Genomic DNA, 20,327 nt, shown 5'->3' on the forward strand with positions numbered 1-20,327 from the left:
CCCCCCCCCCCCCCCCCGCCCCCCCCCCCCGCCTTTTTTTTTTTCATCAATATCACGCCATACCGAGATGTGTATAAGAGACAGCTGTAGGTGCGGGGATGCCTGCAATCTGAAGGGTGGACAGCTTCGCGGCTGCCGCCGCTCCCACAACAGCCTCGCTCGGGGGCTTTGACCCGCCACCCGGTCTTTGCAAACCTTGAACAGGCAACGTGGCATGCTCGGCGCTCCAGCCATCCAGGGTCCGACCCATGCGCCAGTACCTTCGCCTGATGTTGCTCGTCATCGCGGTGATTTCCATTTCCGGCTGTGGCTACAACGCCATCCAGCAGAAGGACGAGGCGGTCAAGGCCGGCTGGTCCGAGGTGGTCAACCAGTACAAGCGCCGCGCCGACCTGATCCCCAACCTGGTCAATACCGTGCAGGGCTATGCCCAGCAGGAGCGCCAGGTGCTGACCGAGGTCACCAATGCCCGCGCCAGGGTCGGGCAGATCCAGGTCAATGCCGACGATGCCGATTCGCTCAAGCAGTTCCAGCAGGCCCAGGGCGAACTGGGCAGCGCGCTGTCGCGGCTGCTGGTGGTCAGCGAGAACTATCCGACGCTCAAGTCCGACCAGAACTTCCGCGACCTGCAGGCGCAGCTGGAAGGCACCGAGAACCGCATCACCGTGGCCCGTGGCCGCTATATCCAGCTGGTGCAGGACTACAACACTTACATCCGCTCGTTCCCGCAGGTGATCACCGCCAAGATGTTCGGCTATGCGGCCAAGCCCAACTTCACCGTCGACAACGAGGCGCAGATCGCGCAGCCGCCGACCGTGAGCTTCGGCAGCCAGCCGGCAGCGCCGCAGCAGACGCCGCCGCAGCCCGCCCCGGCACAGTGAGCCGCGCGCGATGAGCGCGTTGCTGCAACGGTTCGGCCTGCTGCTGTGCCTGCTCGGCCTGGGCTGGGCAGGGCCGCTGCTGGCCCAGCAACTGGCGCCAATCCCGCCGCTGGACTCGCCAGTGGTCGATACCACTGGCACCCTCGATGCGGCGCAGAAGCAGGCGCTGGAGCAGCAGGCTATTGCCCTGCAGCAGCGCAAGGGCGCACAGCTGCAGGTACTGATCGTGCCGACTACCCAGCCCGAGGACATTGCCCAGTACAGCACCCGTGTGTTCGACCAGTGGGCGATTGGCCGCAAGGGCGTGGATGACGGCGTGCTGCTGTTGGTGGCCAAGGATGACCGGCGGGTGCGGATCGAGCCCGGTTACGGACTGGAAGGCGCCATTCCCGACGCCATCGCCAACCGGGTAATCCAGGAATACCTGGTGCCGCATTTCCGCCAGAACGACTATGCAGGGGGCATCACCGCGGCCAGCGGCGTGCTGGTCAAGATCATCGATGGCGAGGAACTGCCGGCGCCGGTCAGCAGCAACCGCGATGATCGGAATGGAGGCGCCAGTGGTGACTTTATTTTCTTTGTGGCAATTGCGATCGCCATGGTGGTGTCGCTTGTCATGCGTGTGTTGATGTTCAAGTCATCGCGGTCGGCGCGGGTTTTTGTGTCAGGCCTGGTTGCAGGTGGCATTGCGTGGATGCTGTTGTCTCTTCTTGGTGGTGGCGTCGCTGCCGTAGCTGCGGTATTGATTTCGCTGGGGAATGCTAGTTCCGGTGGGTATGCTGGCGGAGGCGGCTTCGGTGGCGGCGGTGGCTTTGGCGGAGGCGGTGGAGGCTTCGGCGGTGGTGGCGGTTGGGGCGGCGGTGGTGGACGTTCGGGAGGCGGTGGCGCCTCGGGGAGCTGGTGATGCGCTGGTTACGACATTTCTTTGCTCCCTCCGCGCATGCCGCATTCCCGGAGGCCAGCCTGGACCGGATCGCCCACGCCATTGCCGACGGCGAGCGCCTGCACAGCGGCCAGGTGATGTTCGCGGTCGAGTCCGACCTGCCGCTTGCCCTGTTGTGGAAGAACACCAGCGCCCGTGCCCGTGCCGAGCACGCCTTCGCGCTGCTGCGTACCTGGGACACCGAGGCCAATAACGGCGTGTTGATCTATCTGTTGCTGGCCGACCATGCCATCGAGATCGTCGCCGACCGTGGCCTGCAGGCGCGTGTGGATGCCGCGCAATGGCGGCTGATCTGCGACCATCTGCGCGAGCAGCTGAACGGAAATACGCGCGAGGAAGCCGTGCTGGCGGCAGTGGCGGAGGTCTCACAGCTGCTGTCGGCGCACTTTCCGCCCGATCCGGCGGGGCGTGTGCGCAATGAGCTACCTGACCACCCGCAGGTGTTCGGCTGAACCATGGGTTGAGTGGCAAGGGCTGCTACCCCGAGAATAGGGACTGGTTCGCCTGACAGTGCCCGCATGCTCTTTCTCCATGACATAGACCCCATCGCTTTCTCGCTGGGTCCGATCGATGTGCACTGGTACGGTGTCATGTACCTGCTGGGCTTTGCCGCCGCCTGGTGGCTGGGCCGCTCGCGTATCCTCGCCGGGCGCTTGCCGGGCGTGGACATGAACGGGTTCTCCGACCTGCTGTTCTACGCGATGCTGGGCGTGGTGCTGGGCGGACGCATCGGCTACATGCTGTTCTACGCAACCGCCGACTTCCTCGCCAATCCGCTGATCCTGCTGCGGGTCTGGGAAGGTGGCATGAGTTTCCATGGTGGCCTGCTTGGCGTACTGATCGCCGGCTGGTGGTGGACGCGCAAGCACAAGCTGCACTTTTTCGACACCATCGACTTCGTTGCGCCGCTGGTACCGCTGGGCCTGGGCTTTGGTCGACTGGGCAACTTCATTGGTGGCGAGCTGTACGGCAAGTTCACCAATGCCGGTTGGGGCGTGATCTTCCCGCATTCGCCGCTGAAGGATGTTCCGGCCGGATTGCCGGCGATGGAGCAGCTGTTGTCCGCTGCGCAGATCCAGCAGGACTATGCCGCTGGCCTACTCACCCAGTATGCGCGTCATCCCTCGCAGTTATATGAGGCGCTGCTGGAAGGCCTGGTGATGTTCCTGGTGCTGTGGTTCTACTCGATGAAACCGCGCCCGCGTTATGCCGTGTCCGGCCTGTTCGCGCTGCTGTATGGGTGTTTCCGCTTCCTGGTCGAGTTCGTGCGCATGCCCGACAACGGCGTGTACGTCGCGTTTGATTGGTTGACCCGTGGCCAGATCCTGAGCCTGCCGTTGATCGTGCTGGGCCTGGTGTTGCTGGCAATGTCGCGCCGCGCGCCGGTGTTGCAGCCGGTGCTTCCACTGGAAGAGAAGAAGGCATGAAGCAATATCTGGATCTGCTGCAGCATGTGATGGAGCATGGCACCGAGAAGTCAGACCGCACCGGCACCGGCACGCGCAGCGTGTTCGGCTGGCAGATGCGTTTCGACCTCAGCCAGGGCTTCCCGCTGGTCACCACCAAGAAGTTGCACCTGCGCTCGATCATCCACGAGCTGCTGTGGTTCCTGAAGGGCGATACCAATATCGGCTACCTGAAGGACAACAAGGTCAACATCTGGGACGAATGGGCCGATGCCAACGGCGACCTCGGCCCGGTCTACGGCAAGCAGTGGCGCAGCTGGGCCACTGCCGATGGCCGCGAGATCGACCAGATGCAATGGCTGGTGGATGAGATCAAGCGCAATCCGGATTCGCGCAGGCTGGTGGTCAGCGCCTGGAACGTGGGCGAGTTGCCGCAGATGGCGCTGATGCCCTGCCATAACCTGTTCCAGTTCTACGTGGTGGACGGCAAGCTCAGCTGCCAGCTGTACCAGCGCAGCGGCGACATCTTCCTCGGCGTGCCGTTCAACATCGCCAGCTATGCCTTGCTGACGCATATGGTGGCGCAGGCGACCGGACTGGGCGTCGGCGATTTCGTGCACACGCTGGGCGACGCGCACATTTATTCCAACCACTACGAGCAGGCACGCGAGCAGCTGTCGCGCGAACCGCGCGCGCTGCCCAAGCTGTGGTTGAACCCGGAGGTGACCGACCTGTTCGGCTTCCAGTTCGACGACATCCGCATCGATGGCTACGACCCACATCCGGCAATCAAGGCGCCGGTGGCGGTGTGATGTTTCAGCAAGGGAGATCTGCCATGCGACGGATCGCATTGCTCTTTGCAGTTCTGGTGGTTGCGGTACAGGCGCCGGCGTTGGCCAAAAAATTGGCCAAGCAGACACCTTCCGAACAAAACTCAGCCATCTTCGTGCAGCTCATCAAGCCGGTTCTGCAGAAGTCATTGGTGGAAGAACTGCTGGGCGAAGTGGAAGTCGCTTCGTTGGCGTATGCCCCGGCAGGATGGGAGGATCAATGTGTTCAGATCCGGCCGGCGTTGAATGAGCTCATGCAAGGCCAACTACGTCCATGGGCACAAAAAATGGTGGACGGCAAGGCGTTGGAAGCCGGGATCAATTCGGCATTGCAGGAGCAACTGACAGCGGCTGAAAGGCTCCTGGTCATCACCGCAATGGATGGTGGCAACCTGGTGTTGGCCACGTATCTTGTGGTCAACCACAAGGGGTTGGCCGAGCGCATGGCGGGATTGGTGGACGCGCAGATGGAAGTGGCCAAGCCCGGCTATCTTCAGATCATGGATACGCCGGCGAGCGCCGAGTTCAAGCAGGTTGTTGAAACCTGCAGAACCCATTTGGCTTCGTCTGAGGTGGAATTGTGAAACTTTCCATGATCGCTGCACTGGATCGCAATCATGGCATTGGCCATGACAACGCGATGCCCTGGCATCTGCCGGATGACTTCAAGCACTTCAAGGCGCTGACCTTGGGCAAGCCGATCCTGATGGGGCGCAAGACCGCCGAATCGCTGGGTCATGCGCTGCCGGGGCGGACCAATCTGGTGTTGACCCGCAGTGGCCAGGTGCCGTTTGCCGGCATGCGTGCGGTGGCTTCGTTGGATGAGGCGCGGGCGATTGCGGCGGGCGAGGGTGCCGACGAGTTGTGCGTGATTGGTGGTGGTGAGATCTATCGGCTGTTGCTGGATCAGGCCACCGATCTGCACCTGACCTGGGTGGATACCGAAGTGAACGCCGATACGCATTTTCCGGACGTGGATCCGGCGCTGTGGCGGGAGGTGGAGAACCTGGCGCATGCGGCGGATGAGCGGCATGCGTTTGCATTCCGGTTCGTGCATTACGTGCGGTGCTGAGTTGTTTTGAGGTCAACAGCTAAAGGCTACGAAGCTACCCCTCCCCAACCCTCCCCTTGGCTATGCCAAAGGGAGGGGGTAACAGCCTTGGCTGCGCGAAATGGTGCAGCCGGCGAGATCAGCTCCCTCCCTTTGGCGCAGCCAAGGGGAGGGTTGGGGAGGGGTAGCTCTTTGCTCTTTGCACAAGGCTTCCAGAGCCTCGCAAGAGAGCCCATCACCCCGGCATCCGGTAATGCCCAATGATCGTGTGCCGGAAAAGCAGATCCTGCTCCTGCGTGCCCTGTGCGATGTTGTGCAGCACCAGCGGGGTGCCATCATCCAGCCGCCGGTCAGAAACGATGCCTACGTGCAGCAGGCCGTTGCCATTGAGCTTCCATGCCACGATGTCACCGGCGGCGTAGTCATCGGCGAGGGTAGTTATCGGTAGCTCCCAGCCCTGGCGCTGGAACCAGAGCATCTGGTTGGGCACGCGGCGGTGGTCGATGTTCCGATCCGGTCGCGACAGTCCCCATAGCGACGGATAGGCGGAGAAATCCCCGCGCATGTCCTCGTTGATGCGCTGCTGCAGGTCAACACCTTGCGTGCGCAGGGCGCGGATCACCACATCGGTGCAGACGCCGCGATCCAGTGGCGGATCGCCACCGGGATAGCCGAGGGAAAAATAGGCCGGATCGTAGCGGGTGGTGACACCGATCTGCGCCCGTGCAGCTGCCACCAGCGGGGGCGAAGTTGCGGCAGGCGTGGATTCGGTTGCTGCCTGCGACGGCGGGCTGGTCTGCGTGTCATCCGTCTGCGGACGACAGCCGGCAAGCACTGCGATGACCATCAGCATCAACGCTGATGGCCAAGGCCTCATGCAGCCGGTCCGTTGTTGTCTGGCGTAGGCGTGCTGTTGCTGCCGTTGTTGTTGCCATTGCCGTTGCGCCCACGCGGACGATGGCGGCGCGGCCGGCGGCGCTGTTCACCGCTGCGCTCGGGGCGGGGCGCTTCGCTGCGCGTTTCGGATTTGGCCTCGGGCTTGGCTTCCACGCGCGGCTTGCGCGGCGGATGCTGGCCGGGCACCGCGGCCGGCACGTCACGCCCCGGCACCTGCACGACGCGCAGGTCTTCGCTGTCCAGCTGCAGTGCGGTGAGCTTGCCACCCCAGACCGCACCGGTATCGATGGCATGCACGCCCTGGGTGATGGTCAGGCCCAGCGCCGACCAATGGCCGCAGACCATCTTCAGCTCACGCTCCACCCGCCCGGGCACTTCAAACCAGGGGTACATGCCCTGCGGCTGGGTACCCGGCGTGCCCTTGTCTTCCATGCCGATGCGCCCGCTTGGCGTGCAGTAACGCATGCGGGTAAAGATGTTGATGATGGCGCGCGAGCGGTCGTAGCCGCTCAGGCCCGGCGACCACGCCGGCTTGTCGCCGTACATGTTGCGAAACAGCTTGCGGTAGCCATTGCCATGCAGCTGCTGCTCGACTTCGCGCGCGTGCTTTTCGGCCAATGCCACGGTCCACTTCGGCGCCAGCCCGGCGTGGAACATCATCCAGCCCAGCTCACGGTCCACGTGCGCCAGCTTCTGCATGCGCAGCCAGTCCAACAGCACGTCGCGGTCCTCGGCCAGCACGATGCGTTGCAGGTCCGGGTTGACCTTGCGCTGCTCCTCTTCACTGCGGGCGCCAATGGCCAGCAGGGACAGATCGTGGTTGCCGAGCACGGTGACACTGTGTTCGCGCAGTGAATGCACAAGCCGCAGTGTTTCCAGCGACTGGCCGCCGCGGTTGACCAGGTCACCAGCGAACCACAGTTTGTCTGCAGCCGGGTCGAAGTTGATCTTTTCCAGCAAACGCTGGGTGACGTCGTAACAGCCCTGCAGATCGCCGATTGCCCAGGTCGCCATCAGTGCAGCGTCCTGGGAATGGCAAGCACGAACGGCGCGATCGTCGCGGCGAACTCGGTGCCGTCGTCAGCCAGCATGTCGTAATGACCCTGCATGGTGCCGTGCTCGGTGCCCAGCATTACCCCGGAGGTGTAGCGGAACTCCTCGCCGGGGCGCAGGCGCGGTTGCTCGCCGACCACGCCCTCACCATCGACGTGCTCGACCCGGCCTTCGCCGTCGGTGATGCGCCAGTGGCGGCTGATCAGGCGGGCCGGGACGGTGCCACGGTTGTGGATGCGGATCGTGTAGGCGAACGCAAAGCGGCCGTCTTCAGGGGCCGACTGGTCGTCGATGAAACGAGGCGAGACCTCGATCTCGATCGCGTAGTGGCGGTTGTCTTCCATGGGAGGAGTGTAAGCAAAAGCAGGTGATCGGTTTGCGTGGATGCAGCGCTTATTCGTGCGGCAGGTTGGCAAGCCTGATGAAATCGGCAACTTCCAGCTGCTCGGCGCGGGCATCGCTGCGCACGCCGGCGGCTTCGAACTGGGCCTGGTCGATGACCCCGTTGAGGGCGTTGCGCAGGGTTTTGCGGCGCTGGCCGAAGGCGGCGCGGACCACGTCGGCAAAGCGTTTGCGGTCGTTGATGCCGACCGTGGCCGGATCGCGCGGCAGCAGCCGGACCACGGCCGAATCCACCTTCGGTGGCGGCCGGAACGCGCCCGGCGGCACCACGAACAGCGACCTGACCTCGCAGAACGCCTGCAGCATTACGCTCAGGCGGCCGTAGACCTTGCTGCCGGGGTCGGCCGCCATGCGGTCGACCACTTCCTTCTGCAGCATGAAGGTCATGTCCGAGATCGCCGCAGCATGGTCCAGCGCGTGGAACAGGATGGGCGAGGAAATGTTGTAGGGCAGGTTGCCGACCAGGCGGATCTTGTCGCCTGCAGCCAGCTCGGTGAAATCGACCCGCAGCACGTCGCTGTGGACGATGGTCAGCTCGCCCAGTGGCGCGGCGGCCTCGGTCAACGGCACGATCAGGTCGCGGTCGAACTCGATGACGGTCAGCCTGGGATGGCGACGCAGCAGCGGGAAGGTGATCGCACCCTGGCCCGGCCCGATCTCGACCAGACGGTCGCCGTCCTTCGGGTCGACCGCCATGACGATCTTCTCGACGTAATACTTGTCCGCCAGGAAGTGCTGGCCCAGCTGTTTCTTGGCCGGGGCAGTGAAGCCGCTGCGCGGGGAGTGATCTGAATTCATGCGGTGATTTTACGTTGTGCAGCCAGCCGGGCGCACAGCTCGGTGGCGGCAAACAGGCTGGAGGGATCGGCCACGCCCTTGCCGGCGAGGTCCAGGGCGGTGCCATGGTCGACCGCCACGCGCGGGTAGGGCAGGCCCAGGGTGATGTTGGTGGCCTGCTCGAAGCCGCTGTACTTGAGCACCGGCAGGCCCTGGTCGTGGTACATCGCCAGCACCGTGTCGAAACCGGCCAATTTGGCCGGCAGGAAGGCGGTATCGGCCGGCAGCGGACCGATCAGCTGCATGCCTTCGGCACGCAGCTGTTCCAGCAGCGGGATGATCAGGTCCAGCTCCTCACGGCCCAGGTGACCGTCTTCGCCGGCATGCGGGTTCAGGCCGAGCACCGCGATGCGCGGTGCGGCCAGGCCGAAGTCGCGGCGCAGGGCGGCGTGGGTGGTACGGATGACCCTGCTCAGGCTGTCGGCGCTGATGGCGTCGGCGACGTCGCGCAGCGGCAGGTGGGTGGTGGCCAGGGCCACGCGCACGATGTCGTTGGCCAGCATCATCACCACCTCCACACCGGCCTGTTGGGCCAGCAGCTCGGTGGTGCCGCTATAGGCGATGCCGCCCAGGTTGATCACCGCCTTGTGCACCGGGCCGGTGACCACGCCGTCGAGGCTGCCGTCCAGGCAGGCCTGGCCGGCGCCGAGCAGGGCGTCGATCACCGCACGTGCATTGCGCGGGTCGGCCTGGCCGAACTGCGAGGGGGTGGCGTTGCGGACTTCGCGCAGGCGCAGGTCCCCGGGGCGCTGGGCGTCGGCGTGTTCGGGCAGCAACTGCAATGGCAGGTTCAGCGCGCGGGCGGCGGCCTGCAGGGTATCCGGGTCCGCAAACGCCAACAGCCGGCAGTCACTGCGCGGCTGTTGGGCAAGGCGGATGCAAAGTTCCGGGCCGATCCCGGAGGGCTCGCCCGGAACCAGAGCGAGCTGGGGAATCATCGGTCAGGGCTTGGCAGGTTCTGCGGGCGTGGTTGCCGTATCGGCATTGCCCTCGGCACGGTCGCCGCTGCGGAAGCTGACATAGGCTTCGCCCCGCAGCTCCTGCAGGAACCGGTTGTACTCGTCGTCCAGCTTGCGACGGCCGATCTGCTCACGGATCTGGGCGCGCTTGTTGTTGTCGCTGACGTCGGTTTGGCGGCTGCCTACGCGCTGCACGATATGCCAGCCGGCATCGGTGCGGAACGGAGTGCCCACGCCGTTGTCGGCCAGGCTTTCGACCTGCTTGCCGAAGTCCGGGCCAAACGCATCGGCCGGGAACCAGCCCAGGTCACCGCCCTGGCCACGGCTGTTGGCGTCGTCGGACGACTCCTTGGCCACGGTCTGGAAGTCGGCGCCGCCCGCGATGCGTGCACGCAGGGTCTCGATCTTGGCCTTGGCAGCAGCGTCGTCGACCTGGTCGGTGACGCGCACCAGGATGTGACGGGCATGGTATTCGGTGACCTTCTGGCCACTGTCGCCAGCGTTGGCGTCACGCGTTTCCACCAGCTTGAGCAGCTGGAAGCCGCTCGGGCCGCGGATCGGGCCCAGCACGTCGCCGGCCTTCATGTTCTTGATCTGGTTGGCAAAGGCGTTGGGGATTTCGTCGACGCTGCGCCAGCCCAGGTCACCGCCTTCCAAGGCGTTGGGGCTGTCCGAATAGCGTACGGCCGCCGCAGCGAAATCCAGTTCACCCTTGTCGAGCAGGCCCTTGACGCCGTCGACCTTGCTCTGGCCGGTGGCAATCTGCTCGGCCGTGGCGCCCTCAGGCAGGGCGATCAGGATGTGCGCCAGGTGGAACTGGGCGCCACCGGCATTCTGCTGGGCCAGAGCGGCATCCACCTCGCCTTCGCTGACGCTGATGCGGCTCTGCGCAAAGCTCTGGCGCAGGCGCTGGGTGATGATTTCCTCGCGCACCGAATTGCGGAAGTCCGGGAAGCCGATGCCGTCCTGGCTCAGGCGCTGGCGCAGACCGTCAACGGTGGTGCCGTTCTGCTGGGCAATGCTGCCGATGGCGTGGTTGAGCTCTTCGTCGCTGACGCGGATGCCGCTGCCTTCGGCGCGGGCCACCTGCAGCTTGACCAGTACCAGGCGTTCCAGCACCTGGCGCTCCAGTACCGACTCGGGCGGCAGCTGGGCTTCGCGCCCGGCGTACTGTCCCTTGATGTTGGCAACCGCACGCTGCAGTTCGCTCTGCAGGATCACGCCCTCGTCGACGATGGCGGCAATGCGATCCAGCGGCTGCGTCTGCTGTGCAACAGCCGGGGCGGCAACGCCGGAGAACGCCAGCAAGGTGGCGAGGACTGCAGGAAGGGTCTTGGTCATGGAATCTGGTTGGGATCGTAGTCGTCGTCGTTCGCTTCGATATTGCTCGGCGGAACGAGGTAGAGGTCGTCTCGGTTGTAGCCGAGAATAGCACGGCGCAAGGTGCGGTCCGTGTCCTGTCCGACCGAGCTCAGGCCCTTGAGCACGAACTCGATCTGGAACGAATTGTTGAGGTCACCCTCGCGGTTTCTGACGTAGCGGCGGGCCAGCGCACGCACGGCCAGGCAGCAACTGTCCCATTGCACGCCACCGATGATTTCCAGCGGCTTGCTGTCGAGCATGGAGTAGTAATAGCGACCGACGATGCTCCAGCGCGGGTTGATCGGGTACAGGAAGGAGAAATCCGCCTGCTTGAGCTGTTCCTGGCCGGTGGTCGGGTTGCCGCGGTAGCGGTAGCTCAGGTTGATCACGCCGTCGTCGGGCAGCAGGTAGCGTGCGCGCACGCTGGCCAGGTCTTCCTTGCGGAACTTGGGATTCCACTGGTAGGTGCTGCCGAGGGTCCAGCGGTCGGTCAGCGCCCAGTTGACGTCGGCGACCCAGGCGGACTTGCTTTCGCTCACCACCGGGTCACCGGGGTTGACGGTGACCCTGGAGTCGTCGAAATAGCTGATCTGGCCAATGCTGGCCGACAGCTTCTCGCGGCCATCGGCCTGCCGGATCAGGCGCGTGGTCAGCGCCGTGGTCAGCTGGTTGGCATCGTTCTGGCGGTCGGCGCCGGTGAAACGCGAATCGCGGAACAGCTGGCCCCAGCTGAAGGTGAAGGCGCGGGTGTCGAACAGCGGCAGGTCCGACTGGTCGCGGTAGGGCGTGTTCAGGTAGAACAGCCGCGGTTCCAGCGTATGCAGATAGGACTTGCCGCCGAGCGTGGTCTCACGGTCGAAGAACAGGCCCATGTCGATGCTGGTGATGGGCATGCTGCGGTTGGGCGAGGTGTTGCCGCGGCGCTGCTCCGGGGTGGCGGTGGCCGGGTCGATGCCGGCTGCGCGCAATTGCTGGGCGCGGATGTCATCGGCCAGGCCACGCTCCAGGTCATAGGCGGTATAGCGCCAGGCCAGGGTAGGGGTGATGTACCAGGCAGCGCCGCCCAACGGCATCGACACATAAGGCTTGATGTCGAGGCGGGAACCGCCAGGCATGGCCCTGGACAGCCCATTGCGGGTGTAGTCCTGGTCGGCGCCATTCTTGAAGTGGATGTCGTCGTGGGTGAAGCGTACTGCTTCGGCATACACGCCCGCCTCGAACCAGCGGCCGAAGCTCTCGTCCCAGGTGGCGAACAGGCGCGGTTGGCGGCTGTAGGGCAGGGAGGATTCGGTCAGCGTGTAGTCGGTCAGCTGCCACTCGTCGGCCATGATGCCGGCGGTCCATGCGCGGCCGGTGCCGTACAGGCCTGCGGTGCTCTGCAGATTGGAAGCAGTGATACCGTTCAGGCGGTTGGCGAAGTCCTCGACGTAGCGCTCATCGCTGACCCAGGCCATATTGGCGCGGGCCTGCCAGTGCCTGTTGACGTTGTGGTAGCCGTTGAATGCCACGGTGCCACGGTCGCGGTCACGCAGCGAATCGTTGGGCAGATACGCGGTATCCAGTTGGCCGCGGCCACCGGAATACAGATAGCGGAATTCGTTGTCGAGCATGAGCCCGCGCCTGCTCATGTAGCGCGGGGTCAGGGTGTCGTCGTAGTTGGGCGCCAGATTGAAGTAGATCGGCTGCGCGTAATCAACGCCGTTGCGCCCGGACATGCTGATCTTGGGATAGAGCAGGCCGGTCATGCGGCGGTCGTCGATCGGGAACTTGAAGTAGGGCGCGTACAGCACCGGCACCTTGCCGATGCGCAATACCGCATTGCGGGCGGTGCCAAAGCCTTCTTCGTTGTCGACATCGATCTGCGGTGCCACCAGTTTCCACACGGGCTGCGAGGGATCGCAGGTGGTGTAGCTGGAATGGTGCATCTGCCCGGTCGAGCCCTGCAGGTCGACCGAGTCGGCCGAGCCATTGCCACGACGGGAAACCAGCTGGTAACGGATATCGCTGATCTTGTGTGAATCCGTTTCCTGGTTGCCTTCGGCGCGCTCGGCGACCATCCGGATCGACGAATCCGAATAACGGACATTGCCTTCGGCAATGTAGTTGCCGGTTTCGGTGTCCATGCGCAGGCTGTCGGCGCCCATGAACTGGTCGCCACGCTTGAGCAGCACATTGCCCTGGTACTGCGGCACGGTGCTGGTGCCGGTCAGCTCGTTGCCTTCGATATCGGTCGGCAGCTGCTCGCGGTTGGCTGCGGCAGCCGGGTCGACCGGCGGTGCTTCGTCGAAGGCCGGCAAGGTGTCGGTGGCCGGGCACAGGCCCCAGTTCACCGGCTTCTCGTCGGCCCAGGCGGGCAGGCAGATGGCAATGCCCAAGGGCAGGGGAAGCAGGCGGAGAGCTCGGCGCACGCGGTTCGCATTCGGGGGAAAACGGTCGCTAGCTTGCCGCATCGCCTGCATGGGGGCAATGAAAGGCTGCCGGATGGGCCGGGCAGGGTTCATCCATCAACGGCTTGCGAGCAGTTCCTGGACGTGGGCCACGCTGCATTCGCGCAGCGCCTGCAGGTCGTAGCCCCCCTCCAGCATCGACACCACGCGGCCGCTACCGTGGCGCTCGGCGAGCCTGACCAGTTCGGCGGTCAGCCAGCCGAAGTCCTCGGTCTCGACCATCAGGTCGGCCTGTGGGTCACGCATGTGGGCGTCGAAACCGGCCGAGATGAACAGCAGCTGTGGCCGGAATGCCTCGATCTGCGGCAGCATCTCGTCGGCCCAGGTATTGCGGAAGCGGAAGCCGCCACTGCCCGGCGGCAGCAGGATGTTGCAGATGTTGCCGACCCCGCGTTCGCGCATGTTGCCCGAGAACGGGAACAGGCCGGATTGGTGGGTGCTGTAGTAGGCGACCTTGGGGTCGGCCTCGAAGATGGCCTGGGTGCCGTTGCCGTGGTGGACGTCGAAATCGACGATGGCGATGCGCTCCAGGCCGTACTTGTCGCGGGCGTAGGCCGCGGCCACGGCGATGTTGTTGAACAGGCAGAAGCCCATCGCAGTATCGGCGGTAGCATGGTGGCCGGGCGGACGTACCGCACAGAACACATGGGTGTTGCCGTCCTCGAGCATCACCGCGTCAACCGCTGCAACGCCGGCACCGGCTGCATGCAGGGCTGCGCTGGCCGAACCGGGGGAGCTGAAGGTGTCCAGGTCGATACGCCGCAGCGGCGCGGTCTGCACCTGCAGCACCGAATCGATCAGCTCGCGGCTATGCACCCGGGCCAGTTCGCCGAGCTTGGCGGGCGGGGCATTGCGCCATTCCAGTTGGTCCGGGAACGCGGCCCGGAGGGCGGAAATGACGGCGTGCAGACGCTCGGGCGACTCGGGGTGGTCGATACCGGGGTCATGTTCAAGGCAGGCGGGGTGGGTGAATACCAGCATGGCCGCACTGTAACCGGCGACGCCGCGCGGTGCGCGGCGTCGTATGGGAGGGGAGGATCAGCCGTGACGGCGTTCGTGGTTCCACAGGACTTCGCCATGGCCACCGGCCCTGGCAAGTACGCGGGACAGCACGAACAGCAGGTCGGAGAGGCGGTTCAGATAGCGCACGGCCTCGGCACGGATATCTTCGACCCGCGCCAGTGCGACCGTCTCACGCTCGGCGCGACGGACGATGGTACGCGCGAGGTGGCAGCGCGCAGCACCTTCGCCCCCGGCCGGCAGGATGAAATCCTTCAGCGGTGGCAGGTCGTCGTTGTAGCGGTCCAGCTGCTGCTCCAGCGCGTCGATGTCGGCGGCGTGGATGGCGGCATGGCCAGGGATGCACAGCTCGCCGCCCAGGTCGAACAGCTGGTGCTGGATGGTGGTCAGCAGATCGCGCACGTCCTGTGGCAGCTCCACCGCCAGCAGCACGCCGATGGCCGAATTGGCCTCGTCGACGGTGCCGTAGGCGTTGACCCGCAGCGAATCCTTGCCGGTGCGGCTGCCATCGCCCAGGCCGGTGCTGCCATCGTCACCGGTGCGGGTGTAGATCTTGGAGAGGCGGTTACCCATTGCCTGGCGTGCCCTTAGTGGGCAACGCGGCCGGCGGCCGGCTGCTTGCTGGTGGCTTCAACGGCAAGCTGCACCAGTGCGGCGGCACCGACGTACATGGCAGCGGTCTGCATGTAGGGCAGCAGCCAATCGCTGTAGTTCTTGGCCCAGCCGGCAACGCTCGGCTCAGCCACCGAAGCGCTGATCCAATAGAAGCTGCCCTGGGCGATCAGGTGGCACAGGGCGACAGAACCGATCACGCTGGCGGCCAGCAGGCCCAGCGACTTGAGGCTGGCGCCGGTGTAGTAACGACGCAGCAGCATGCCGCCGGCCCACATCGCGAAATAGGCCGGGATCAACATCCAGTAGGCGGCCGAGACACAGTAGTGCTGCCAGAAGCTCATGCCCTGGTTGGAGATCACCACCCAGTCAACCACCACGGCCAGGCCCATCAGCAAGGGGAAGGCCCAGCGGGTCCAGTTGCGCAGGTAGAAACCACCGATGAAGAACACCGCCCAGGACGCATCCGGGACCGGTGCGAAGTGGTTGAGGCGGGTGCCGGCCATCAGCAGCACGAGCAGGGACAGGATGATGGCGCGTTGGACGTTGGCGGTCATGGTGGCGGTTTCCGTTAATCAGACGGCCATTCTAGCCGTAGTGGGGGTGAACCGGCGGTTGCGCTGCGGCAAGACTGGCGTAGCCGTGCCAGTGATCCCCCGTATCATTGGCCCATGAGCAAGAACCATGACGTAGTGATTGTCGGTGGCGGGCTGGTCGGTGCCAGCCTGGCCATCGCACTGGACCGGCTGGGACTGGACGTTGGTTTGGTCGAGGCGACCCCGGCCGGCACCATGCCGGCGGTGTTCGACCAGCGCAACCTCAGCTTTGCCGCAGCTACGGTCAACGCCCTGACCGCGCTGGGGGTGATGCAGAAGCTGGCCAATCCGGGTGGCCCGATCCGCCGTATCCATGTCAGCCGCGTCGGCGATTTCGGCCGGGTGGTGATGCAGGCCAGCGACTATGGCCGCGAGGCCTTCGGCCAGGTGGTGGTGGCGCGCGACTTTGGTGAGGCGCTGGAAGCCCGGCTGGGCGAACTGCAGCACCTGACCCGCTACCGCCCGGCGCGCTTCCTGGGCCTGGGGGGCAGCAGCGATGGCCGCCGCCAACTGGTCATCGGCGATGCGTCTGGCGAGCAGCAGCTGCAGGCGCGGCTGGTGGTGGGGGCCGACGGCACCCGCAGCGCGGTGCGGCAGGCGCTGGGCATCGCGGTCAGCGAACACGATTACGAGCAGACCCTGTTCGTGGCCCGGCTGCGCGCGGCCAAGGCGCCGGACGGCACTGCCTACGAGCGCTTCACCGATACCGGCCCGACCGCGCTGCTGCCCCGTGGCGACCGCCATTACGGTGTGGTCCACGGCGTGGCCCGCGCCCAGGCCGATGCGGTAATGGCGCTGGACGATGCGGCATGGCTGGCGCGGCTGCAGGATGCGGTGGGCTGGCGCGCCGGGCGCCTGCTGGAAAGCGGCCCGCGCAGCGCCTACCCGCTGATCCAGGTGCTGGCGCAGCAACTGGTGGGCGAGCGCGCGCTGCTGCTGGGCAATGCCGCGCAGACCATCCACCCTTTGGGTGCGCAGGGCTTCAACCTGGGGCTGCGCGATGCGCTGACCTTGGCCGAGCTGATTGGCGACGCCGCGCGGGACCCGGGCAGCGACGACCTGTTGCAGGCCTATGTGGCGCGACGCGGCCCGGACCGCGAGCAGACCTTGGCGTTCTCGGATGGGCTTGCCCGTTTGACCAGCAATGCCACGCCGCTGATACGGCCGCTGCGCAGCCTGGGTTTTGTCGCTGCGGCACAGGCGCCAGCCGTGCAATCCTTCTTGGTCGGTGGCGCGATGGGCTTCCGTGGCCAGGTGCCCGAGCTGTGCAGGAGTGAAGTGCGATGAGCCGGCGCGGACAATGGGATGCGGTGATCGTGGGTGGCGGCGTGGTCGGCGCGGCCTGTGCGCTGGCGCTGGCCCAGGAAGGCCTGCAGGTGGCATTGATAGAAGGCCGCGAGCCGCCGCCGTGGTCAGCGCTGAAGCCGGACCTGCGCGTGTTCGCCTTCGCGGCTGACAATGCCGCCCTGCTGGAATCGCTGGGCGTGTGGAAGCAGGTGGACCAGACCCGTGCACGCGCCTATCGGCGCATGCGGGTCTGGGACGCCGCCGGTGGCGGTGACCTGACCTTCGATGCCGACACCCTGGGCCGCCGCGAACTGGGCTGGATCGTCGAGAACGGCCTGCTGGTGGACCGCCTGTGGGCGGCGCTGCCGGCGGCGGGCGTGCAGCTGTATTGCCCGGCACGGGTGGAGGCGATGGAGCAGGATGCGCAGGGCGTGCGCCTGCGCCTGGACGATGGCCGCCGCATCGAAGCGACGATCGCCATTGCCGCCGATGGTGCCGAATCCACCCTGCGCACGCTGGCAGGGTTGGAGGTCAGCCGCCACGACTATGGCCAGCGCGGCGTGGTTGCCTACGTGGACAGTGCGCTGCCGAACGAGGACACCGCCTGGCAGCGTTTCCTCGATACCGGCCCACTGGCGGTGCTGCCGTTCGACCGCCACCGCAGCTCCATTGTCTGGACCTTGCCGGATGCCGAAGCCGAACGGGTGCTCGCCCTGGATGAGGACAGCTTCAATCGCGAGCTGACCAATGCCTTTGCCGGGCGTTTGGGTGAGATGCGTTTGGTCTCGGCGCGCGCGGCGTTCCCGCTGCGTCGGCAGTTGGCCAGCGCCTATGTGGCTGGGCGCGTGTTGACCCTGGGCGATGCCGCGCACGTGGTGCATCCACTTGCCGGGCAGGGCGTGAACCTGGGCCTGCGTGATGTCGCCGGCCTGCGTGATCTTGTGCGCGAAGCCAGGCAGCGTCGGCAGGACTGGAGCTCGCCACATCGCCTGCAGCGCTGGGCGCGTACCCGGCGCAGCGAGAACACGGTGGCCGCTTACAGCTTCGATGCGATCAACAAGGTGTTCTCCAACGATGAGATGCACCTGACCCTGGCACGCGGTGCGCTATTGGGCCTGGCGGGCAAGATGCCGCCACTGATGTCGATGTTCTGGAAGCGCGCCTCCGGCCTGTAGGTGATGTAGTGCCGAGCCATGCTCGGCAGGGGCTTTACCAGCAATGCCACTGTAGTACCGAGCCATGCTCGGCAGAGGCTCTATCGGTAATGCCCAGCCGAGCATGGCTCGGCACTACAGGGGTGATGCCTTAGCGCAACCAACCGGCCAACTGCTCGCGCGACAGCTTGCCGCGCCGCGCCGTATCCAGGGCATTGAATTCGTCAGCCAGGGCCGGATTGGCCTGCGCTTCCTCGCGGCTGATGAAACCATCGCCATCCACATCCATCGCCTCGAAATCGATGCGGTAATTGCCGACTACGCTGTCGGGCTGGATCGAGCGGACCGTTACCTGGGCCTGGTCGGTAGGCATCGGGATCTGCACGGAATGGGTGACCTTGCCAGTAGCCAGCGATTGCTCGCGTACATGCACCGGCACATCGTTCAACGGCATGCTGACCGCAGGCTCAGGGCGCGGCACCGTCTGGGCGTTGGCGGCAACAGGCAGCAAGGCGGCGAGCGCCAGCGGCAGGAGTGTACGGAACACAGGCATGGCACGACTCATCATTGTTGGAAACAGGGCCTGCTACCGCAGTGGCAGCTGCCCATGATGGTAGTGCGCAGTAGCTGAACAGGCGAATCGTCAGCTCGGAATAAAGGGGAACACCAGCTTCAACAGCCCCTTCAAACCGCCCTCGGCGGTAGAACTGATGGCCTTCGCGCCCAAGCTGTTGAGCGCACGCCGCAGGTCGACCCAGCGCAGTTGGCTGACATCCTTCTTCAGCAGGTCGGCGACTTCTTCCGAGGCCGGGGCCAGCTTCTTCAAGGCATCCAGGGTGGCCTGCGGATCGGGCTGCAGGTAGTTCCAGCGCTCGGCGATGTTGAGCAGGGTGTCGAAACGCACTGCCACCACTTCGCGGTTGCGTTCGTAAACCGGGATTGCGCCGACATCGAGGATGGCCTGCTCGAAGCGTTGGGCATCGTCGGGGTGTTCGATGCGGATGGCGAGGAAGCCTTCCTTGCGACTGCGTTCGCTGACGTGTTTTGCCCCGGAACGCAGATTGGCCTCGGTCAACACCGAGGCGACGATGCGCTGCAGGGCGGCGTCGCCTTCCTCCGGCACCAGCGCACGCCAGCGTGCATAACCATCGCGACGCAGGCCCTTGACCTTGGCCGGGGTGACCCGCAACTGCAGTGCGACCGCTGCATTGGAGTCGCTGCGGTTGATGGCGCCGTCGCGCTCGAGCAGTACGAAGATCAGCAGTTCCAGGTCGCGCTTGGTCAGCGACTGGAAGCCCTGCATCAGGGTCAGCCGCAGAAACTCGTTGCCGAAACCGGCCGGGTCCTTCAGTTCGATGCTGTGCATTGCGGTTCCTCCCATGGCCTACAGCATGCCTGATATGGATTGCAGCAGCTGAGACTGGCGCTCTCAGGGTTTGGCTGAGGGTTGCAAGCCGTATTCACGGCCGGGACGGTCTGCCTGGAAGGTTTCCACCGCGCCGCGGTCCTGCAGGGTGACGAAGACCTGGCGGCCATCGCTGCCACCGAAGGCGACATTGGTGGGTTTGCGGCCCTTGAGTGGGACGTCACGCAGCAGCTTGCCTTCCGGCGAGACCACCGCAACCACACCGGCGTCGTAACGGGCGATATAGAGATTGCCGTCGGCGTCGCAGCGCATGCCGTCCATACCATGGTCGTCGAAGCGGATCAGCAGGCGCTTGTTGCTGATGCTGCCGTCGGCGGCGAGGTCGTAGACCCAGACATTGCGTTGCACGCTTTCGTTTACGTACAGGCGCTTGCCGTCAGGGCTGACCTCGATGCCATTGGTGGTGCCCATGCCGGATTCCAGCAGCTGCACGCGGCCATCGCGGTCGATGCGCCACAACTGGCCGTCATCGACCTTGGTCCAGTTGGGGTCGCTGGCATACAACGTGCCGTCCGGAGCCAGGGCGATGTCGTTGGGTTGGTGTGCGTTTGGCAGATGCGCGAATACGCTGACGCTGGTTGAGTCGGGCGCTACGCGCAGGATGTTGTGGCGTGGGTAATCTGCGATATACATCGTGCCATCGCTACCGAAGCGGATGCCGTTGCCGATGCTGCCTTCGGGCAGGGTGAGGAACAGCGTTGCCTTGCCGGTTTCATCAACGCGGCCGATGGTGCCGTCCTTGCCGAGGTTGACCACGTACAGCGCGCCGTCCGGGCCGGTCGCCGGGCCTTCGATGCCGGTGGTGAAGATGCCATCGCTGACGTGGTCGCGGGCGATGAAGGTGTCGGCGGCCAAAGCCGTGCTGCTCAGGGTGATGAGCACGAGGGCGGCGGTGCGGGCGCGGGTGATCTGGCGGGCGATGGCGGCGACTTCCGTGTTGGTGGAAGCGCGAGTGTGCCAGAGGCTTGGAGGGAAGCGGAGTGTGGTTGCGCGGGCAACCATGAGGGAGGCGCATGTAGTGCCGAGCCATGCTCGGCAGAGGCTTCACCGGAACAATGATCGGTAGTGCCGCGGCCTGCTCCGCAGAGGGGTTTACGGGACAAATAAAAGTAGTTTGTGGGGGGGCCGCGTGAGGGCTGAGAGGGAGGAGGGGGATGGGGACGG

General features: G+C 65.3%; 22 protein-coding genes. 9 read left to right on the top strand and 13 right to left on the bottom strand.

What is annotated here, in order from left to right:
* Positions 1–248: 248 nt before the first annotated feature.
* From AC1VXC_RS18790 to AC1VXC_RS18820, 7 genes are all read left to right on the top strand, one after another.
* Positions 249–881: a LemA family protein gene (locus AC1VXC_RS18790; RefSeq protein WP_481539585.1), complete on the top strand. Its 633-nt coding sequence runs from the start codon at positions 249–251 to the stop codon at positions 879–881.
* Positions 882–891: 10 nt separating this feature from the next.
* Positions 892–1,785: a TPM domain-containing protein gene (locus AC1VXC_RS18795; RefSeq protein WP_481539586.1), complete on the top strand. Its 894-nt coding sequence runs from the start codon at positions 892–894 to the stop codon at positions 1,783–1,785.
* Positions 1,785–2,276, top strand: coding sequence for a TPM domain-containing protein (locus tag AC1VXC_RS18800; protein ID WP_313173434.1), 492 nt, complete (start codon positions 1,785–1,787; stop codon positions 2,274–2,276). The genes AC1VXC_RS18795 and AC1VXC_RS18800 overlap by 1 nt, the downstream gene beginning before the upstream one ends.
* Before the next feature lie 66 nt (positions 2,277–2,342).
* The gene (lgt, locus tag AC1VXC_RS18805; protein WP_313173435.1) at positions 2,343–3,251 is read left to right on the top strand and encodes a prolipoprotein diacylglyceryl transferase; all 909 of its coding nucleotides are present in this window, start codon (positions 2,343–2,345) and stop codon (positions 3,249–3,251) included.
* Positions 3,248–4,042, top strand: a complete 795-nt coding sequence (locus AC1VXC_RS18810; protein WP_313173436.1) for a thymidylate synthase — start codon at positions 3,248–3,250, stop codon at positions 4,040–4,042. The genes lgt and AC1VXC_RS18810 overlap by 4 nt, the downstream gene beginning before the upstream one ends.
* Positions 4,043–4,065: 23 nt before the next feature.
* Entirely contained in the window at positions 4,066–4,644 is a 579-nt protein-coding gene (locus AC1VXC_RS18815; RefSeq protein ID WP_313173437.1) for a hypothetical protein, read from the top strand.
* Entirely contained in the window at positions 4,641–5,132 is a 492-nt protein-coding gene (locus AC1VXC_RS18820) for a dihydrofolate reductase (RefSeq protein ID WP_481539587.1), read from the top strand. Before AC1VXC_RS18815 ends, AC1VXC_RS18820 begins: the two co-directional genes overlap by 4 nt.
* 214 nt (positions 5,133–5,346) lie before the next feature.
* Here AC1VXC_RS18820 and AC1VXC_RS18825 read toward each other — a convergent pair whose 3' ends face one another.
* From AC1VXC_RS18825 to AC1VXC_RS18870, 10 genes are all read right to left on the bottom strand, one after another.
* A complete protein-coding gene (locus tag AC1VXC_RS18825) occupies positions 5,347–5,988 on the bottom strand; it encodes a DUF1287 domain-containing protein (protein WP_313173439.1) in 642 nt (213 codons plus the stop codon).
* The gene (locus AC1VXC_RS18830) at positions 5,985–7,022 is read right to left on the bottom strand and encodes a symmetrical bis(5'-nucleosyl)-tetraphosphatase (protein ID WP_481539588.1); all 1,038 of its coding nucleotides are present in this window, start codon (positions 7,020–7,022) and stop codon (positions 5,985–5,987) included. The genes AC1VXC_RS18825 and AC1VXC_RS18830 overlap by 4 nt, the downstream gene beginning before the upstream one ends.
* Positions 7,022–7,405 (bottom strand): Co2+/Mg2+ efflux protein ApaG, encoded by a 384-nt coding sequence (gene apaG / locus AC1VXC_RS18835; RefSeq protein ID WP_313173441.1) that lies wholly within the window; start codon positions 7,403–7,405, stop codon positions 7,022–7,024. The genes AC1VXC_RS18830 and apaG overlap by 1 nt, the downstream gene beginning before the upstream one ends.
* Before the next feature lie 49 nt (positions 7,406–7,454).
* Complete coding sequence (gene rsmA / locus AC1VXC_RS18840) at positions 7,455–8,261, bottom strand: 16S rRNA (adenine(1518)-N(6)/adenine(1519)-N(6))-dimethyltransferase RsmA (protein ID WP_481539589.1); 807 nt, start codon at positions 8,259–8,261, stop codon at positions 7,455–7,457.
* Positions 8,258–9,238: a 4-hydroxythreonine-4-phosphate dehydrogenase PdxA gene (pdxA, locus tag AC1VXC_RS18845; RefSeq protein ID WP_481527737.1), complete on the bottom strand. Its 981-nt coding sequence runs from the start codon at positions 9,236–9,238 to the stop codon at positions 8,258–8,260. Before pdxA ends, rsmA begins: the two co-directional genes overlap by 4 nt.
* Positions 9,239–9,241: 3 nt before the next feature.
* Positions 9,242–10,600 (bottom strand): peptidylprolyl isomerase, encoded by a 1,359-nt coding sequence (locus AC1VXC_RS18850; protein WP_313173444.1) that lies wholly within the window; start codon positions 10,598–10,600, stop codon positions 9,242–9,244.
* Positions 10,597–13,029, bottom strand: a complete 2,433-nt coding sequence (lptD, locus tag AC1VXC_RS18855) for an LPS-assembly protein LptD (protein WP_481539590.1) — start codon at positions 13,027–13,029, stop codon at positions 10,597–10,599. The genes AC1VXC_RS18850 and lptD overlap by 4 nt, the downstream gene beginning before the upstream one ends.
* A gap of 96 nt (positions 13,030–13,125) precedes the next feature.
* The gene (locus AC1VXC_RS18860; protein WP_313173446.1) at positions 13,126–14,049 is read right to left on the bottom strand and encodes a histone deacetylase family protein; all 924 of its coding nucleotides are present in this window, start codon (positions 14,047–14,049) and stop codon (positions 13,126–13,128) included.
* A gap of 57 nt (positions 14,050–14,106) precedes the next feature.
* Positions 14,107–14,661 carry a cob(I)yrinic acid a,c-diamide adenosyltransferase gene (locus tag AC1VXC_RS18865; RefSeq protein ID WP_313173447.1) on the bottom strand — a complete coding sequence of 185 codons (555 nt, stop codon included), beginning with the start codon at positions 14,659–14,661 and terminating at the stop codon, positions 14,107–14,109.
* Between the two features lie 14 nt (positions 14,662–14,675).
* Positions 14,676–15,257: a hypothetical protein gene (locus AC1VXC_RS18870; protein ID WP_313173448.1), complete on the bottom strand. Its 582-nt coding sequence runs from the start codon at positions 15,255–15,257 to the stop codon at positions 14,676–14,678.
* Positions 15,258–15,371: 114 nt separating this feature from the next.
* Between AC1VXC_RS18870 and ubiH the strand changes: the two genes are divergently transcribed.
* Together ubiH and AC1VXC_RS18880 are read left to right on the top strand one after the other, a co-directional pair.
* Complete coding sequence (gene ubiH, locus AC1VXC_RS18875; protein WP_481539591.1) at positions 15,372–16,583, top strand: 2-octaprenyl-6-methoxyphenyl hydroxylase; 1,212 nt, start codon at positions 15,372–15,374, stop codon at positions 16,581–16,583.
* Complete coding sequence (locus AC1VXC_RS18880; protein WP_481539592.1) at positions 16,580–17,758, top strand: UbiH/UbiF family hydroxylase; 1,179 nt, start codon at positions 16,580–16,582, stop codon at positions 17,756–17,758. The genes ubiH and AC1VXC_RS18880 overlap by 4 nt, the downstream gene beginning before the upstream one ends.
* A 130-nt stretch (positions 17,759–17,888) precedes the next feature.
* Here the strand turns inward: AC1VXC_RS18880 and AC1VXC_RS18885 are convergent, their stop codons facing one another.
* The 3 genes from AC1VXC_RS18885 to AC1VXC_RS18895 all read right to left on the bottom strand — a co-directional run bounded on the left by AC1VXC_RS18885 (position 17,889) and on the right by AC1VXC_RS18895 (position 20,165).
* Positions 17,889–18,290: an EF-hand domain-containing protein gene (locus AC1VXC_RS18885; RefSeq protein ID WP_313173451.1), complete on the bottom strand. Its 402-nt coding sequence runs from the start codon at positions 18,288–18,290 to the stop codon at positions 17,889–17,891.
* 90 nt (positions 18,291–18,380) lie between these two features.
* Positions 18,381–19,103 carry a hypothetical protein gene (locus AC1VXC_RS18890; protein ID WP_481539999.1) on the bottom strand — a complete coding sequence of 241 codons (723 nt, stop codon included), beginning with the start codon at positions 19,101–19,103 and terminating at the stop codon, positions 18,381–18,383.
* Positions 19,104–19,166: 63 nt separating this feature from the next.
* Positions 19,167–20,165 carry an SMP-30/gluconolactonase/LRE family protein gene (locus AC1VXC_RS18895; protein ID WP_481540000.1) on the bottom strand — a complete coding sequence of 333 codons (999 nt, stop codon included), beginning with the start codon at positions 20,163–20,165 and terminating at the stop codon, positions 19,167–19,169.
* Positions 20,166–20,327: the final 162 nt, after the last annotated feature.

The sequence above is a fragment of the Stenotrophomonas sp. STEN033 genome (assembly GCF_056856655.1).